Here is an 18,184-nt window from a genome sequence, read left to right on the forward strand (position 1 = left end):
TTGTAAGTAATTTTATTTATGACCTGCAACATTAAGCCTGCTTTTACAGGGTTTTGATGGGTATAATTATTAGTAAAGCAATGTTCTGCTTTAATTAGCTTAGCCTTTTACCTTCCCCGGAAAAACTGCAACCCTATTTTAAGATTTGTTAATTGATTTTGAATAAGAAATGAAAAAGGTTTTAATTACTTTTTAAAATTTGGTTTATCGTGAACTTGTAGCAGGAAATGATTGGGCATTAAGCAATATGCATACACCTTAATGGAAGGCAATACATATTCTTTGAATTGATTGAGAAAGTACTAGTAATAAAATAGGAAGGTTTAATATCGCCTTTTTAAAGAAAAAACTAAAAACTTACGAAGTCTACATGATCAAATGCCTGAGTAGACTTCGTAAGTTAAGCAGATTAATCGGCAAATTTCCAGCGAACGAAAGCTTCCATTGCTTCGTACTCTGCCAGGCCTAAAGCATCATAAGCTTTTGCCGTGTCGCGATTGCGATCTTCGGCTCTTTGCCAGAATTCCCTTGCATCATCGCCAGGGAAAACAGCTCTGTCTTTTTGACTCTGGTGCTTGAAAATCGCATATTTTTTACGTTCCAGTTCCTGTGGACTGATTGGAACTGCCATTTCAATTTCATGGGTTTCAAACTCATGCCATGCACCACGATACATCCATAACCAGCAATCTTTAGCCCAGTCTTCAGTTTTACGCAATTCTGTTAAAGCAGCAAGGATAATATTGAAACACACCAAATGCGTTCCATGCGGATCTTCAAAATCACCTGCAGCAAATACCTGTTGTGGCTTAACCTTTTGTAAAAGTTCTATGGTTAATTCGATATCTGCATTGGTAACCGGGTTTTTTTGGTTTTTTCCACTTTCATAAAACGGAAGCGCCTGGAAGTGAATGTGATCATCTTCTAATCCACAATAACGTGCCCCTGCAATTGCTTCTCCTTTTCTAATCAAGCCTTTTACCGTCTGGATTTCTGGTGTATCAACCTGATTTGGTTTTTTCTGCTCGATAAAAACGCGCATCTTTTGATAAAGGTCTTTTAACTGCGAGTTATCCATCCCCATCTTTTCGGTGAAATCTACATTAAACTCTACGAAACGCAAGGCATCATCATCCCAAACGGCTGTATTACCAGAAGTTTGGTAAGCTACATGCACGTCATGTTTCTGATCAACCAAACGGATAAAAGTTCCACCCATTGAAATCACATCATCATCCGGGTGTGGGGAGAAAATAATTACCCGTTTCTTTGCCGGTTCAGCTCTTTCCGGACGTTGAGAATCATCCGCATTTGGCTTTCCACCCGGCCAACCCGTAATGGTATGTTGTAATTTATTAAAAATATGGATATTAATGTTGTAAACCGGCCCTTTTTCAGTTGCCAGTTGAGCCATACCATTATTGTTATAGTCGTCTTCGGTTAACTTTAAAATTGGTTTTTTCAGTGTGTTTGCCAACCAGATTACCGCTTTGCGTATCAGTGCGTCTGTCCAGATACAATCTTTAACCAGCCAAGGCGTATCAAACCTCGTTAAATTTGAAGCTGCCGGAGCATCCAGAATAAATTCAACATTATCTGATAACTGAAGAAAGGTTGCCGGAACTTCACCTGAAATTTCGCCTTCTACAGCCTTTTTAATAATAGAAGCTTTTTTACGGCTCCATGCCATTAAAATAATTTCGCGGGCTTTAAAAATTGTACCAATACCCATTGTGATGGCTTTAGTTGGTACAAAACTTTTTCCTCCGAAATCACGGGCAGCATCACGACGGGTTAAATCATCTAAAGTGACCAGGCGGGTTCCGGAATTCGGTGCAGAACCTGGCTCGTTAAAACCAATGTGTCCGGTACGCCCGATACCTAAAATCTGGATGTCAAGTCCACCTAAATCACCAATTTTCTTTTCATAATTTAAACAAAACGCGGGAATGTCTTCCAACGCCAATGTACCGTCCGGAATGTGTACGTTGTTTTTGTCGATATCGATATGATCGAACAGATTTTCGTTCATAAAGGTAACGTAACTTTGTGCCGCATTCGGCTGCATTGGATAATATTCATCCAAATTAAAGGTAATAACGTTCTTAAAACTTAAGCCTTCTTCCTTGTGCATCCGAACCAATTCGGCATAAACTGCAATCGGTGTAACACCTGTCGCTAAGCCCAGTACTGCAGGTGTGTTGTTTGCTTGTTTTGTTTTGATGAGGTCTGCAATACGTTGCGCAACGTTTACAGAAGCAACCTTAGGATTTTCGAACACGCTAACGGGTAGTTTCTCGAAACGTGTCTCCTCCAGTAAATTTAATCTTGCCATTTTTTTTGTATGGATTTTAATGTACGGAGCAGTAAATATAGAAAGATATGCTCGGTTTTTAATAAAGGTTATTTACTTTTATTGCAACTATTTCTGTTAAATCAGCAAAAAAGCTCAAACAAACGTTTGATCTTTTGCTATCTATAAGGCACTATGAATCAACAAATAGAAAAACTGTATTCAAAAGCGAATAAGAACGAACGATTGATCATCGGTTTGATGAGCGGAACCTCTATGGATGGACTGGATATTGCGCTTTGCAAAGTAAAGGGGAGTGGTGCAGAAACGGCTATTGAAATCCTTGAATTTAAAACAGGTGATTTTTCTGATGATTTCAGGACAAAGATTAAGGCCGTTTTTTCTAAAAGAGAAGTTGATTTGCAATTGGTTTGCCTGATGAATGAGCACATTGCAAATGTTCACGCTGAATTAATTAACCAGGCTTTAACAGAGTGGGGATATAAGGCTGAAGATATAGATTTTATTGCCAGCCACGGACAAACCATATTTCATGCGCCAGAATCCTTGCATAAGTTGAAAGATTACCCAAATGGCACACTGCAAATAGGCGACGGGGATCATATTGCCGTTAAAACAGGTATTATTACGCTATCTGACTTCAGGCAAAAACACCTGGCTTCGGGTGGGGAAGGAGCACCATTAGCGGTTTATGGTGACTATTTGATTTTTTCGAAAAAAGATGAAGATAGGGTAATGCTTAATATAGGCGGTATTGCCAACTTTACCTATTTACCCGGAACACTGAATGCAAATGAAATTTTTTCTACAGATGTTGGTCCGGGGAATACTTTAATGGATCAGTATGTTCAAAGGTATTTTAACAAATTTTATGATAAAAATGCGGAAATAGCCTTGTCAGGAAGTTTAAATAATGCCTTGCTTTTAGCTTTGCTGGATTGTGATTTTTTTGAAAGTAACTTCCCAAAAACAACCGGACCTGAATTATTCAATCTCGATTATCTGGAGAAAGCACAAAAATCTTCATCAACAGAAGATATAAAAAAGGAAGATGTTATGGCAACGCTCTGCCACTTTTCAGCAGATACAATAGTGGCTGCAATTGAAAAATGCTTTGGAAGTAATGCATCAGTTCATGTATTTATGAGTGGTGGAGGCATGCATAATCCATTACTTGTTGATCTTCTGAAAACTAAATTGCCTGAATCATTTTTTCTGACAACGAACGATTTGAATATAAATCCTGATGCTAAAGAAGCTGTTTTATTTGCCGTTCTGGCAAATGAAACGCTTTGTGGTTGCCCAATAAACTTTGGTGAAAGGCAGGGGGTGCCTTCAATTTGTATGGGAAAGATTAGTCTTCCTGAATAAAATGTTTTGTTTGTAAGGTATTTTATTAAATTTGCTGATATCCAACAAACCTTACTAAATCCTTATTTTATGGAACAATTTTACCTCAAATGGTCATCAAGATTCTTTGCCGTTTTGATGATCCCATTTCTGTTGCTTTTGCTTACAGAAAAGGCAAGTGCCCAAAACAGGCGCTATACCATTACCGGAAAGGTAACTGAAACGACAACGAAAGACCCCATTCCGGGAGCAGTTGTTAAAATTCTAAATACGACTTTAGCAACAAGTACTGCAGCAAACGGAAGTTATACTTTCGCTGTAGATTTAGCGCCCGGTAAATACCAGGTGCAGATATCTTATGTAGGTTATAAAACATTAACCCAAACATTAGATTTAGGAAGCAGCGAACAGGCGCAGCTTAACGCAACACTGGCTACCGATGCAGTTGGCCTTGATGAAGTTATTGTAACGGGTACTTCGCAGGGAACAACCCGGAAACAATTGGGTAGTTATGTGAGTACGGTTAAGGGCGATGACTTAAATAAGGCGCCTAGCGGAAATGTTTTAACAGCACTGCAAGGTAAAACGCCAGGTGCGCAAATCAGTCAGAACAATGGAGACCCTGCAGGTGGCATGTCGGTAAGATTGAGGGGTATAAGCTCTGTTTATTCATCATCAGAACCATTATATATCATAGATGGTGTAATTGCAAACAATTCAACTACCCGGGTAACCAATACTTCCGGTAATTACGACGGCAGTAACTTTGTCGGGTCGATCGGTCAAAACAGAATGGTTGATATCAGTCCATCAGATATTGATCATATTGAAGTTTTAAATGGCGCTGCGGCCGCAGCAATATATGGCTCGAGAGCAAATGCAGGTGTAATTCAGATTTTTACAAAAAGAGGTAAATCTGGTGCGACACAAGTAAGTTTTAATACCAGTTTAACCATTAGCGAGTTACGCAAACAGGTAGAAGTAAACCAGGCTCCGATTAAATTCGGAGGTTCGGTTGATACACAAACTCAGGATATATTAACGCCAACTTTAACAAATACAACCCCCGTAACCAGGTATAATTATCAGGATTATATCTTTCAAACAGGTGTTGGAACAGATAATTCTGTTTCGGTATCTGGCGGTAATGATAATACTAAGTTTTATACATCAGCAGGTTATTTTAAAAATCAGGGTATAATTAAAAATACTGATTTCACACGGTACAATTTTAAAGCAAACCTTGATCAAAAAATTAATAACTGGGCAAGAATGACTGCCGGCTTTAATTATGTTCACAGTGATGCCAATGAAAAACCTGATGGTAACTCATTTTTTTCTCCCATGAATTCGGTAACCATTATCGGTAACTTTCATGATATTTTTAAACGAGATGCTTTAGGTAATTTGCTCGCTGTGGGTGAGCGGGGGCGTGTTAACCCGGTTTCGGTAATTGAAGATATCAAACAACGCCAGTTCTCAAACAGAATCATCGCTAATACCGGTTTAAAATTAAATCCTGTAAAGAATTTAACGGTAGATTATACCATGGGTGTTGATAACAGCATACAAAATGGTACAACTTACATTCCTCCTTTTGCATACAATGTAAGTACCGGCTTTTATGGCGGCGGGCCAACTTTAGATCCATCACTAAATGGCTATGCAAGTGCAGCTAATGCAACCACAACTTTATTTAATAATGAGTTAAATTTCACTTACGATGCTAAGCTGACTTCGCTTTTAAGTTCTACAACACAGTTGGGCGGCTCCTATCAATATCAAAAAGATCTATATAGCTTACTTAATGGAAGAGGTTTGGCGCCTTTTGTTGAAACCGTAAACGGAGCAAGTTCTATCTTGCCAAACAGCGATAGAAGGTCAGAGTTTTCAATTTCCGGAGCATATTTACAACAAAATTTTAAATACAAAGACCATCTCTTTGTAACCGGAGCTGTTCGTGTCGATCAATCGACCGTATTTGGTGAGGATAACCGCACGCAATACTATTTAAAAGGTAACATCAGTTATGTACCCTCATCTGCAGATTACTGGAAGGATTTTGGTGTAAGTAACTGGTGGAATGCTTTTAAAGTCAGGGCGGCTTATGGTGAATCGGGTAACTTAACCGGTATTGGTCCGTACGATCGTTTTAATGAATACACTTCGAGTTCTTATATCGGTAAAATTTCTTTAGTTTCAAGCGGTCAGCTGGCAAATACAAGTGTTAAGCCAGAGCGGCAAAAAGAACTGGAAATAGGTACCGATATGGCCTTCTTTAACAACCGTTTAAGTTTAACATTTAGCTGGTACAATAAAAATGTTAAAGATTTATTAATTCCGGTAGTTGTGGCTCCAACAACAGGTTTTTCCAGCCTGTTGGATAATGCGGGCTCAATCCGGAACAGAGGTTTTGAATTAATGGTTAGCGGCGTTCCTTTGAAAACGAAAGATTTCAGCTGGAACTCGACGGTAATATTCAACAGAAACCGGAATAAAGCCGTTGGTACAGGTGGTTTGAGGTTATTATCAACTAACCCCGGTGCACCTGTTGCAATTATTGATGGTCAGCCAATTGGTGTGTTTTACGGCACTTTCTTTGCCCGCAAAGCGGATGGAAGTTTATTGACTAATGCAGCCGGTATTCCTCAATTAGAAAGGGGTGTTCAAACCTCAGCGACATCTTACACAGTTCAAAGAGATGCAAATGGTTTACCTACTGGAACCACATTACGTAAAGTTTTAGGCGATCCTAATCCGGATTATACCGCATCTTTTGTTAATGATTTTACCTATAAAAAACTAAGCTTACATATTCAGCTTGATGCCGTTCAGGGTGGTGAAGTTTGGAATGCAGACTGGCGTACCAGACAAGGCGTTGGAAATGGTAAAGTTGCAGAACAGGAAGATTTAGGTTTGTTACCTCGGGGATACATTGCAGGCGTTTACGCCACTGAAGAATGGCGTATAGATGATGGTTCCTTTGTTAAATTAAGGGAGATTTCCTTAAGTTATAACCTGGGTAAAGTTTCTTTTGTAAAAGATCTAACGGTTAATATAAGTGGGAGAAATTTAGTTAGCTGGGATAATTACAAAGGCTATGATCCGGAATTAAATTCAGGCGGGCAATCAACTATTTTAAGAAATATTGATTTCGGTTCGGTGCCAATTCCACGTACATTTTCTTTGGGTTTACAGGCTAAATTTTAATTCCTAAAAATTAATTGTTATGAAATCATTATGATTTTTATTTATAGAAAATTAATCATAATTGCCTCATCACCACTAAAAACAAAATTCAAACAGATGAAAACTATTAAAATAAAATATTCATCTTTTTTAATCATGCTAACAGCGTCATCAATGTTGTTTTCATGCAAAAAAGAATATAAAGACCCCAACGGGGCAATCGCCGCCGATGTACTGGCGTCGTCAAAAGGTTTAACCGGTGTTTCAGTTGGTTTACAAAAAGTTTACACCGTAAGCAGGACCGGCTTGTTGTACAATTCAATTGCTGCAAATGGTTTTGTTACCAACGAAGTATTTCTGTTAAACTCTGGTAACATTCCTGAGTTGCAATTAAGCACCGGTGGAAATGCTGTGGATGGCACAAACTCTATCCTTTTAAATTTATGGGCAAATGCAAATAAAATCATTTATGATGCAGATAATGTAATTATCAATGCCGGAACCCTTGCCGATAAAAATTATGCAGCAGGTTTAATCGCCTATTCGAGTATTTTTAAAGCTTTGGCTATTGGTAATATGTCTCAATATTGGGAGAAAGTTCCAGCCTCAATCGGAACTAATGTTAGCTTTATTACCCGTGTTGAAGGATTTACTAAAGCAATTTCTGTTATCGACAATGCAATTGCAGTAATTGGGGCTAACCCGGTAAGTGCGACATTTCTAGCACAAATTCCGGTTGGTATTGATATCACAAATACCTTATATGCTTTAAAAGCCAGGTATGCATTGTTTGCAGGAAATTATCCTCTGGCATTGTCTGCTGCAAACCTTGTTGATTTAACAAAAAAATCATCTTTTAATTTTGATGCAATTACCTTGAATCCGATTTTTGAGATAGCCACCTCAACAAATAATGTATTTCAGCCAACAAATGCTAATTTGGGTTTAACAGGAGCAAATATTCCCGATGCAAGTGATAAACGTATTCCTTTTTACACCACAACAGCTACAATTGCACCAACCGTTCGTATAAATGGTTTTGGAGCGGCGGCTTCTACAGCTTTCCCGATTTATTTGCCTGGCGAAATCACTTTGATTAAAGCGGAGGTTTATGCGAGAACGCCAGATTTGACGAATGCATTAACAGAGTTGAATAAAATTGTAACTAAAACAGCAGCTTCAGATCCTTTTGGAGTTGGCGCGGCGCTACCGGCTTTAACCGGTCCTTACACCCAGCAGCAATTGCTGGATTTAATTTATAAAAATCGTTGTATCGAATTGTATATGTCGGGTTTAAAACTGGAGGATATGAGAAGGTTTAATCAGCCAACGGCCGACAGAAAAAGGAACTTTTTCCCTTATCCATTTCAGGAACGGGATAACAACCCTAATACACCTGCTGATCCGGCATTCTAAAACAAAAAAAGGTTCCGGCTTTATGCCGGAATCTTTTTTATAGAATATTCAAATCTTTTATTGCGTAACCCGATAAGGCGGTGTCTTCCTTATCAAGCTCCGTAACCAGGTAGCTGATGCTTTCTAATGCACAAACTTTCAATCGCAATGAAATATCCAGTTTTTCAGATATACATAAAACTGCCGATTTTTTTGATGCGGCAAGCATGGCTTTCTTTAACTGGTTAATTTCCCAGTCTGTATCGGTAAGGCCTTCCTTTGGGTGAATTGCACTGGTTCCCATTAAACACAGATCGACATTAATCTCTGATAACTGATTAATTACATGCCCCCCATAAGTGATTTGAGAATTTTTAGAAAATAAACCACCAATCAGAATCACCTCCACATTATTATACTTGGCCAGTTCTACAGCAACCAGCGGGCTTATGGTAAAAAAAGTTGCTTCAAGGCTTTCAGGTAATTGCTTTACTAATTCCAGAATGGTTGTTCCGCCGCCGGTTAAAACAACCATTCCGTCTTTAATTAATCCGGTTGCTTTTTTTGCGATAATGATCTTACTATCACGTGCATAAACGGTACTGTCATCAAAAGAAGAATGATAAGATTTAGATAAAGCCCCGCCATGAACTTTAAAAAGGCGTCCTTGTTCAACAAGTTCCTGTAAATCCCTTCTGATGGTATCTTCCGAAACATTTAAAAGTTGAACTAAATCGGACGTAAGTACCCGGTTGTGCAGGTTAATCTGGCGCATAATAAAATCATGTCTTTCTTGTTTCAGCATATTTGTTTGGTTTGTGCTAATGTAAAAATAATTTTCAAAGTTTTGCGTGTTTGTGCGGTTTTGTGCGATAATGTATCGTAAATGCTATATAAAAATCCCTCTTGTTTATTTTTTTATTGAAAAACATTTATGATATTAGCTAAATATTGAAAAACGTGCGGTATTGTGCGTGTTTCTTGGCAAACTAACTAACTAAAAACAACTAACAAATTTTATCAAACCTTATTGGCAGTTTATGAAAAGAAAGCTACTCTTAGTTTTTATCGGTACGTTTTTGTTGCTGGCTCATGCCTTTGCTCAACAAATAACCGTTACCGGTAGGGTTACATCTTCGGATGGACCAATACCGGGTGTTTCCATTAAAGTTAAAGGAACCACTATGGTATCTCAAACCGGTGGAGATGGAACCTATTCGATTAAAGCATCTAAAACAGATGTTTTGACCTTCTCCTACATTGGTTACGCAACAGTTGAGAAAACTGTAGGAAATAACACTGTATTTAATGTTATTCTACAGCAAAACAGTAATTCGCTAAATGAAGTTGTAGTTACTGCATTAGGTCAAACTACATCAAAAAGATCTTTAGGTACTGCTCAGCAAAGCGTTAAAGGATCAGAAATTGCAGGTACGCAACGTGAAAATTTTATAAATGCCTTACAGGGTCGTGTTGCAGGAGTTGAAGTTACAAGTTCTTCTGGCGTACCCGGTGCATCTTCGTCAATAACCATCCGTGGTATCAGCTCAATCAGCGGCAGTAATCAGCCTCTTTTTGTTGTTGATGGCTTACCTATTGATAATAAAACGTTAAATACTTCTGCTTTTTATTCAGATAATAGTTCGACTACCGGTTTATTTAACCGAGGTGTAGATTTTACTAATAGGGCTGCAGATATAAACCCAGAAGATATTGAAAATCTTGTAGTATTGAAAGGGCCTGAAGCTGCTGCGCTCTATGGTATTGACGCCGCAAACGGTGCAATAGTAATTACGACTAAAAGAGGTAAGGCTGGGGAAGGAATCATTAATTATAGTAACAGTTTCAGGATAGAAAAAACCAGTTATCAGCCAGAATTACAAAAAGAATTTGGTCTAGGAACAGGAGGTGCCTCTGCAGGAACAGCGTTTACATATTTTGGTCCAAGATATCCTGCAAACACTCAATTTTATGATAATATTGATGGCTTTTTTCAGACTGCTTTTACTCAAAAACATAATCTTTCTCTTGAAGGGGGGCGTAATGAATCAAATTATAGAATCTCAACTTCATATACAGATCAAAATGGTGTAGTGCCAGGGTCAGATTATAGTCGTTTTACGCTAACTGGGTCCGGTGGGGGTAAATTAAACAATTGGCTGGCAGCAGATTTTTCGATGAATTATTCTTATGCATTAAATAATCAAGCATTCAAAGGTGATGGCGGGGCATTAATTGGTTTACTTCTATGGCCACAAGAAGATGATGCAAAGAATTACCTAACGGCATCAGGTACGCGTAGGAGATTTACTACTGCTACCGATTTAACTTCTGAAATCGAAAATCCATACTTTAATGTAAATAAGAATAAAAATACAACGAAGAACAATCGTATTTTATCTAACGCTACTTTCACAATCACGCCTGTTAAATGGTTAAACATTAAAACAATATTTGGAATAGATGCATATAATAACAATGCTATGCTTGTTAGTCATCCGGAGAGTAGAAGAGGTTTGTTAAAAGGCGGTATTCTTGATATTGCAAACGATAATACTCGTAATTTGAACTCTCAAACGCTAGTTAATCTCACCAAGCAAAATATCACGAAAGATATTACATTCGATTTAACAGCAGGTAATGCAGTCAAGGCATTAAAGTCTACTATCGAAAGTCTTTATGGCGAGAATTTTCTTGATCCAAACTTTGTTTCTATCAATAATACAACTGCTACGTTAAGAAATGCTAAATCTACAACGATAGAGCAAAGAGTAGTTAGTTTATTTGGAAGAGCAACCTTCGGATACAAAGATTATCTTTATATTACAGCAACTGGTCGTAATGACTGGACATCAACCATTCCTCCAGGTGCAAATTCATTCTTCTATCCTTCGGTGTCTGGGAGTTTTGTGTTTACAGATGTGCCAGCTTTTAAACCAACCCTAGGTAAAGTATTTACATCAGGTAAACTAAGAGCAGCTTATGCAAATGTAGGTAAGGATGCCAGACCTTATGCATATGTACCTGCTTTGGAAAGCAAAACAACAGTTGGAGGTGGTTACGGATATGGTTTTACCGGACCAAATCCCAATTTAGTCCCTGAATTTGCAAGCTCTTATGAATTTGGTACTGAACTTGCATTTTTTAATGATAGATTGGGTTTAGATGTAACTTACTACAGTAAAGAAACTCGTGATCAAATTGTAAATGATATCAGAGGAAGTTATGCAACAGGGTACGTTTTGTTTAATTTGAATGGAGCAAAAACACAAAATAAGGGCTGGGAAGTTACTTTAAGAGGAACACCTTTAAAAAACAAAAATTTTAATTGGGATGTTATAGCAAACTTTGATGCTACACGAGGAAAAGTTCTAGAATTGCCTCGTTCTCTACCTGAGTCATATGTGTCTGATACATGGTTATATGGGAATGTTAGAAATGGTGTAACACCAGGTCAATCTACCCGATCTTTAACTGGTTATTTTTATTTGAGAAATAACAGTGGTGATATTCTAATTAATCCAGCAACAGGATTACCAGTTAGATCGACAATTTTTATTGAAGGGGGTTATGATAGACAGCCTGATTTTCAGCTAGGGATTACAAATAGTTTTACATATAAAGATTTTTCTCTATCATTTTTACTGGATATTAGAAAAGGTGGAGATGTATTTAACGGTACTCAAAGTTTTTTAACTCAACGGGGTTTATCAACTAAAACATTAGATCGTTTACAGCCAAGGGTAGTTACAGGAGTACTACAAGATGGGAAAGAAAATTCGGCTAATCCAACGGTTAATAATATTTCAATAACACCTTATTACCAAAATTCATTTTATACATTAATGAGTGAGGAACTTTTTATCGAAAAAGATATAAACTGGATACGATTGAAAGATGTTACCCTACAATATCGTTTATCTCCAAAATTGTTGAAACGACAAAAATTTGTTAAGAATGCAAGTGTATTTGTAACCGGAACAGATTTGTTTTTAATCACAAATTATTCTGGTCTTGATCCCGTCGTTAATGGAAATACAGCTGCTGTTGGTGGCTCTGGTGCACAAGGTGTTGATTATGGTAACTTTCCAATGCCAATAGGATTAAACTTTGGAATTAAAGTTGGTTTATAAAAAAAATACAATGAAAAAGATATATATAATAACAGCTCTTTTTGGGCTTTTAACCATAGGAGGGTGTAAAAAATTCCTAGATGTAAATACAAACCCTAACAACCCAGAAAGGGTTGAAGCAAATTTGTATCTATCTCCGATGTTGCACTGGATGATCACAGCTCCAACCTATGACGCCAGGTTTGTGGGGCGCTATACGCAAAACTGGACATTGACTTCAGTAAGTAGCACCTGGGATAGACAAGGATATGATCCTAGTTCAGATAACGGCGGTCAGATTTTTAGAATGACTTATTTTGACTTCGGACAAAATTTAGTCGACATGAACACAAGAGCTGAACAAGAACAAAGATGGGATTTATTGGGTGTTGGCCAAATTTTGAAAGCTTGGGGCTGGATAACTGCAACGGATTTGCATGGTGAGATTATTGTTAAACAAGCCATAAATGCAAATCAAACTACTTTTGCTTATGATACACAACAATATGCCTATGAGGAATCGGTTAGGTTATTAGATGCAGCGATTGTTAATCTTAAGCGTACAGATGGCGGAGTAAATGCGACGATTTTAGCCAAAACCGATATCATTTATAAAGGAGATACTGGTAAATGGATAAAGTTTGCTAACGGTTTGAAAGCAATGATTCTTAATCATTACTCAAATAAATCAACTTATAAGCCAGATGATGTGATTTCACTAGTCGATGCTTCGCTCGCAAGCAACGCTGATGATCCTCTATTGTCTTATACAGGTACAGCTAATGATGATATTAATTTTTATGCCGCTGCTCGTGATAACTTAACTAGTTACAGACAAACGAGGTTTATTTTAAGTTTATTAGATGGAACAATCACAGGTATTATTGATCCAAGATTAACACGAATGTTATCTCCCTCCCCTGATGGTATTTATCGTGGCTTAGAGCCTACATTCGGTATCGGAGCCTTAACTGCTGCGCAGCAACCAAATAATTTTTGGGGATATTCTTCACTGGCATTGGCTAATGCCAGCATTTCTACTCCTTCCAGGTATGTTTTTGGGCGTAAAAGTAAACTGCCAGCATTTACTTATGCTCAATTACAATTTATAAAATCAGAAGCTGCATATAAAAAAGGTGATAAGGTTACAGCTTTAGATGCCTATATAAAAGGAATTTCAGCTCATTTTGATTTCGTAAATGCAAGAAATACTGATGACGGCCAATCGCCAACTCAAATTTCTGCCGCGGAAAAAGCAGCCTATATAAGTTCACCTGGGGTTACTCCAACAAGCGCAGCATCACTAACTCTTTCTCAAATAATGTGTCAGAAGTATATTGCACAGTGGGGTTGGGGTCATTTAGAACAATGGATGGATTTAAGAAGGTATCATTATACAGATAAAGATCCTGTAACAGGTAATCAAGTGTTTGTTGGCTTTACAACACCAGTAAATATTTATCCTGATAATGGTGGAAAACTGGTTTACAGAATTAGACCAAGGTATAACTCCGAATATGTTTGGAATAGAGCTGAACTTGATAAAATTGGAGGTTTAGCTGTTGATTATCATACTAAAGAAACTTGGATCACTTTACCTTAATTAAACTAACATGAAAAATAAATATTTTCTAATTCCGGCAGTAGCGTTCATAATATCCATCTTCTTGTATTCATGTGAAAAGAATGCAGTTCAGATTATAGATGTTCCGGTAAGTGGTGCACAATTGAAATTTTTCAATTTCGGGGTAAATGCACCAGTAGTTAATTTCTTTGCGAATGAAACTAAAGTATCTGCAGCACTTTCTGCAACAGGTGTGGAGAGCGGAACAACAGGCGTTGCTTATGGCACGGTATTTCCGGCCATAAATTCTTACGCTGTAATTGCTCCCGGCACATATAATTTTAAAGGACAAAGACCTTCTACTGCAACATCCGATGCAAACCTGGCAATATCATCGTTAAGTACAGCAGTGCAGGATGGTAAAAACTATTCATTGTATTTAGCCGGTATTTACAACTCTACATCAAAAACAATTGAATCATTTATTGTAGAGGATGCACTTCCTCCGGTAGACACTTCAGGCGGATATGTTCGATTTGTTCACGCAATTTCAAATGCAAATCCTCTTAATTTGGTTTTAAAAAACAATGTAACAGGAGTGGAGACCGTTGTAGCTACTAATATTGCCTATAAGTCAGCATCTAGTTTTGTTAAGGTACCTTTCGGTACGTACGAATTATATTGTCGTTACCCAAATTCAGCAACGAACATAATTTCAAGAAATGGTACATCGGCAGTTTCTGTTTTAAGGGCAAACACTTATACTTTTAGTATTAGGGGAGATATAACCGTAACGTCGGCTACAGCAGCAAACAGACCATTTATAGATAATACGCCAAATAGATAATAAATATTAATGCTAAAAAACCCCGATTCAATTCGGGGCTTTTTTAACTATATTGAAAATTAAAAGTTAATCAATTATATAATACCATGTAATCAAGAATTTAATCTTAATACTTAAATCAAATCTTTGAACATTGATCTTTATTTAATTTTTCTTAGTTCGATAAGAGCAATATTTTGAAGTGAATCAATTTCTACGGATTTAATTTTTACTGGAGTATTTATAATTTCAAGACAAATTTTTTTAAGATTTAAGGTGTCATTATGTTTTTTGTAAAAATTAAATAAAAAATATTTAGGTTTGAAAATTCTAGGAAGTAATTCGTTTGCTTTAACATAATACTTTTTAGCTGAATCTAATTTATTTAATTGCTCGAAGGAATAGCCAATTGCCAAATTTACATTGATATCTTGGTTTAATAGTCCAGTATTTTTCAATGTACGAATTGCAATAGAATATTTTTTTCTTTCGAATTCCAACATACCGATGTCGAATTTATACTTATTATCTAAAGATCTATATTTATTTATAACTGTGCCTAATAATGAATTGCCAAAATACCCCTTACTGGTATAAGATAAAAACCCGAAATAAGACCAAACGGATATTATACCTAAAAATATGTAGCCGAATTGATTTTTGACTCGAATGCCTTTTTCAATCTTATTATAACTAAGTATTAGAAGAGTTACTATAATTATAATAATTGTAGGAAATGAATGAAGAATATATGATGTGCTTGAAAGTATTAAAATAAAAATATAATATAAACGTAAGGACTTTTTCTTCCAAAATAATATTGTAAATAATATTAGTGCAATTATTATTAAAAATCCACCTTCAACAATAAATTGTAAATAATCATTAAATGCATAATCATTAATATCTGCTAAAAGAAATTTTTCTTTATTCACCCAATTAATCATCTGTGAACTCTGAAATACAGTTAGATTTTCTTTCAGATTTCCAATTCCAATTCCCCATGGATGTGTAATAAATATCTCTAAGCAAGACTGCCATATTGATAGTCGTCCTTTTACAGAAGATAACTTTGAAACAAGGACGCAGCTGGCTACTGGTATAAAAATAAAAAGAATGACTTTTAAAAATCGATTTTTTTGAAAGTCAAGTAGTGAATTATTTAAGACAATATATAAAATTCCCGCTATTGTTGCTGCCCTTGCGTTATTTAACAAATTTATCACTATGATCATAATTATTAAGCTCGCGGCAGAAAAAATAAAATATTTGTTTTTTATTTTTGTAATAATTAAATTAAGCAGAGGGATAGATAATGTAATATAATTTGAAAAATAGGTAGAATTATACATATCGCCATTTATTCCATTCCCAGTAGAATATAAAATTGACTTTATTAGGATTGAAAGTAGCGTTATAAGAAATACAGCTGATAATGCTTCATTTTTATTTTCTTTTATACTGATATCTATAATATTTTTAATTGGAAAGTATAAAAGAATCGCTAGAATAAAATTTTCTATTAAAGCTAAATCGGTATAATTATTAAAGGAAATAATAGTTATAACAAATAATATAATTATAATAGAATGCGAATAGATTTCAAGCCAAGTTATTGTAATTGTGTTTTTTTTAAAAAAAAGCTGTATTATTAGTAAGGATGTAAATGTAATGCTAAAAAGAAAGAAATTGGTCTTGTAGTAATAGTTTATGTAATCTTGTTTTATAAAACAAAATAACAGAATTAAAAAAAATTGTAGTAGTAAAGAAGCAATTTCTCTTTGTTTTTCCAATTTAGATTCAATATTTTTAATGTAAATCTAATATAAACCCTATGAAAAAGAAAATTTTCACTTCGAGTTGCATTGTTTTAATTATGCTGCTTTTTATTTTTGCTTGTAGAAAAGAAGAAGAAAGCTCTAGTATAAGCTTAAAAAGGAAAGAAAAGGCATTTGCAATAAACCTCTTATCTGCGTCTTGCTCTGGAACAGAAACTCACACAACCCGCTTTAATGCAAGTTCAAATCCAAATTTTTTTACGAGGCAGACAATTAAGAAAATTACAGAATATTTCTGTGATGGTAGTTCTATGGGCGCAGACACTTTGACTATTTTGGATGATTTCTATCAAGGCTCAGAACCTGAGCCGGGTCCAAGGGTCAACTTATTTGAAAACGTCCAAGGAAGTTATTCGATAAGTTGTAGCGGGACTGTTAGTTTCAATTTAAATAATATTATATATTATAACAGTAGTTTCTTTGAAAATCGGGTTTCTGACGCTATTGCAATGACTCAGATAATGTCCGATATCGAAAATTATAATTATACAGGACCATATGTTATTGCTGACTTGAACGCATATGGACCAAATAGTCAGGAGAAATTAAAATATGCAGTATTTGGATATTACATGATTTATACTTTTGGACAGGATAAGACCCGAACCTTATTTAATGCTGTTCCGGCAAGTCCTGGTGGATATCCATGTGAACAATTAGCTATAAAACTGGCTGGAATTGCTGGAGTAAATGATAATCATTCTTACGAAACAATAGATGAGGTTTATAATCACTTTATTTTGGAAATAATGGCTTATAGACTTTAAAATATAGCGATGCTAGTCTTGAATTTTATGATTGTGTTTCTAAAATTAGCTTAAATTGGTAGTTAAATCATTTTGGTAAGAAAGATCAAAAAAAGGCGACCATCGGTCGCCTTTTTTTAAAAAGTAAAATCCTTACAATATTTTAAAGCCTAAGCTCAACTGAAATAAGTTAGGTGTTTGTTTATACTTTTCGCTTTTGCTAATGTTTGTTAAACCGGCTTCGTAGCGTAAATCAACTGAAATGGCACCAACATCTACACCGGCACCAGCCTGAATGCCGAAAGCCTGGTTTTTGTAATTGTCAAAATCAGTAGCCTGCTGGTAAGCTGAATTGAAGGTAGAACTATCATCTAAAACAAGCGACAAAACAGGTCCTGCCATTACGCGAACATTTAGATTTTTACTTCCAAACTTGGTTCCCAATAGTACCGGGATGTCTAAAGTTGTAAATTTTACCTTGCCTTCGGCAGCAACTTCTGTATTATTATTGTTTGTAAAGCTGATGAATTTATTGCCTTTACTGCCAATATATGCCTCGGGCTGAACATAAAAGCTGGCCCCGCCAATTCGGGCCCATGCACCAATCTGGTAGCCTAACCGATTTTCTTCGCTGGCAAAATCAGCGTTTATTTTAGCCAGATTTACGCCTGCCTTAACACCAAGATTAAAGGTTTGCGCCTTTGATGTTGCCCAACCAACGGTTAGGAAAACAATAGAGAAGATAAGTTTTTTCATTGTGTTTAAGTTTTTGTGGGTTATGTTTTTTTTATAACGCACTTTTAACACAATTATCATGCTAATTCAACTTCTGTCATTCTTTTTTGTGTTT

General features: G+C 36.1%; 11 protein-coding genes. 7 read left to right on the top strand and 4 right to left on the bottom strand.

Annotated features, from left to right (window positions below):
• Positions 1-409: 409 nt before the first annotated feature.
• Positions 410-2,335 carry a glucosamine-6-phosphate deaminase gene (gene nagB, locus O0931_RS12940; protein WP_269415998.1) on the bottom strand — a complete coding sequence of 642 codons (1,926 nt, stop codon included), beginning with the start codon at positions 2,333-2,335 and terminating at the stop codon, positions 410-412.
• Between the two features lie 153 nt (positions 2,336-2,488).
• On the opposite strand from nagB, the gene O0931_RS12945 reads away from it, so the two are divergent.
• The 3 genes from O0931_RS12945 (at position 2,489) to O0931_RS12955 (ending at position 8,269) form a co-directional block, all read left to right on the top strand.
• A complete protein-coding gene (locus tag O0931_RS12945; protein WP_269415999.1) occupies positions 2,489-3,685 on the top strand; it encodes an anhydro-N-acetylmuramic acid kinase in 1,197 nt (398 codons plus the stop codon).
• A gap of 69 nt (positions 3,686-3,754) precedes the next feature.
• Complete coding sequence (locus tag O0931_RS12950; RefSeq protein ID WP_269416000.1) at positions 3,755-6,874, top strand: SusC/RagA family TonB-linked outer membrane protein; 3,120 nt, start codon at positions 3,755-3,757, stop codon at positions 6,872-6,874.
• A 96-nt stretch (positions 6,875-6,970) separates the two neighbouring features.
• A complete protein-coding gene (locus tag O0931_RS12955) occupies positions 6,971-8,269 on the top strand; it encodes a RagB/SusD family nutrient uptake outer membrane protein (protein WP_269416001.1) in 1,299 nt (432 codons plus the stop codon).
• 37 nt (positions 8,270-8,306) lie between these two features.
• Here the strand turns inward: O0931_RS12955 and O0931_RS12960 are convergent, their stop codons facing one another.
• Positions 8,307-9,053, bottom strand: a complete 747-nt coding sequence (locus O0931_RS12960) for a DeoR/GlpR family DNA-binding transcription regulator (RefSeq protein ID WP_269416002.1) — start codon at positions 9,051-9,053, stop codon at positions 8,307-8,309.
• A 235-nt stretch (positions 9,054-9,288) separates the two neighbouring features.
• Between O0931_RS12960 and O0931_RS12965 the strand changes: the two genes are divergently transcribed.
• The 3 genes from O0931_RS12965 to O0931_RS12975 are packed head-to-tail and all read left to right on the top strand — an operon-like array spanning position 9,289 to position 14,771.
• Positions 9,289-12,381: a SusC/RagA family TonB-linked outer membrane protein gene (locus tag O0931_RS12965; RefSeq protein WP_269416003.1), complete on the top strand. Its 3,093-nt coding sequence runs from the start codon at positions 9,289-9,291 to the stop codon at positions 12,379-12,381.
• A 10-nt stretch (positions 12,382-12,391) separates the two neighbouring features.
• A complete protein-coding gene (locus tag O0931_RS12970) occupies positions 12,392-13,963 on the top strand; it encodes a SusD/RagB family nutrient-binding outer membrane lipoprotein (RefSeq protein WP_269416004.1) in 1,572 nt (523 codons plus the stop codon).
• Positions 13,964-13,973: 10 nt separating this feature from the next.
• Entirely contained in the window at positions 13,974-14,771 is a 798-nt protein-coding gene (locus tag O0931_RS12975; RefSeq protein ID WP_269416005.1) for a DUF4397 domain-containing protein, read from the top strand.
• A gap of 140 nt (positions 14,772-14,911) precedes the next feature.
• Here the strand turns inward: O0931_RS12975 and O0931_RS12980 are convergent, their stop codons facing one another.
• Positions 14,912-16,543: an O-antigen ligase family protein gene (locus O0931_RS12980; RefSeq protein WP_269416006.1), complete on the bottom strand. Its 1,632-nt coding sequence runs from the start codon at positions 16,541-16,543 to the stop codon at positions 14,912-14,914.
• A 41-nt stretch (positions 16,544-16,584) separates the two neighbouring features.
• Here O0931_RS12980 and O0931_RS12985 point away from each other — a divergent pair, with 41 nt between their 5' ends.
• Positions 16,585-17,355 (top strand): hypothetical protein, encoded by a 771-nt coding sequence (locus O0931_RS12985; RefSeq protein ID WP_269416007.1) that lies wholly within the window; start codon positions 16,585-16,587, stop codon positions 17,353-17,355.
• A 132-nt stretch (positions 17,356-17,487) separates the two neighbouring features.
• On the opposite strand, the gene O0931_RS12990 is transcribed toward O0931_RS12985, so the two are convergent.
• Positions 17,488-18,090: a porin family protein gene (locus tag O0931_RS12990; protein ID WP_269416008.1), complete on the bottom strand. Its 603-nt coding sequence runs from the start codon at positions 18,088-18,090 to the stop codon at positions 17,488-17,490.
• Positions 18,091-18,184: the final 94 nt, after the last annotated feature.

The organism is Pedobacter rhodius, assembly GCF_027213645.1.
Taxonomy (GTDB): domain Bacteria; phylum Bacteroidota; class Bacteroidia; order Sphingobacteriales; family Sphingobacteriaceae; genus Pedobacter; species Pedobacter rhodius.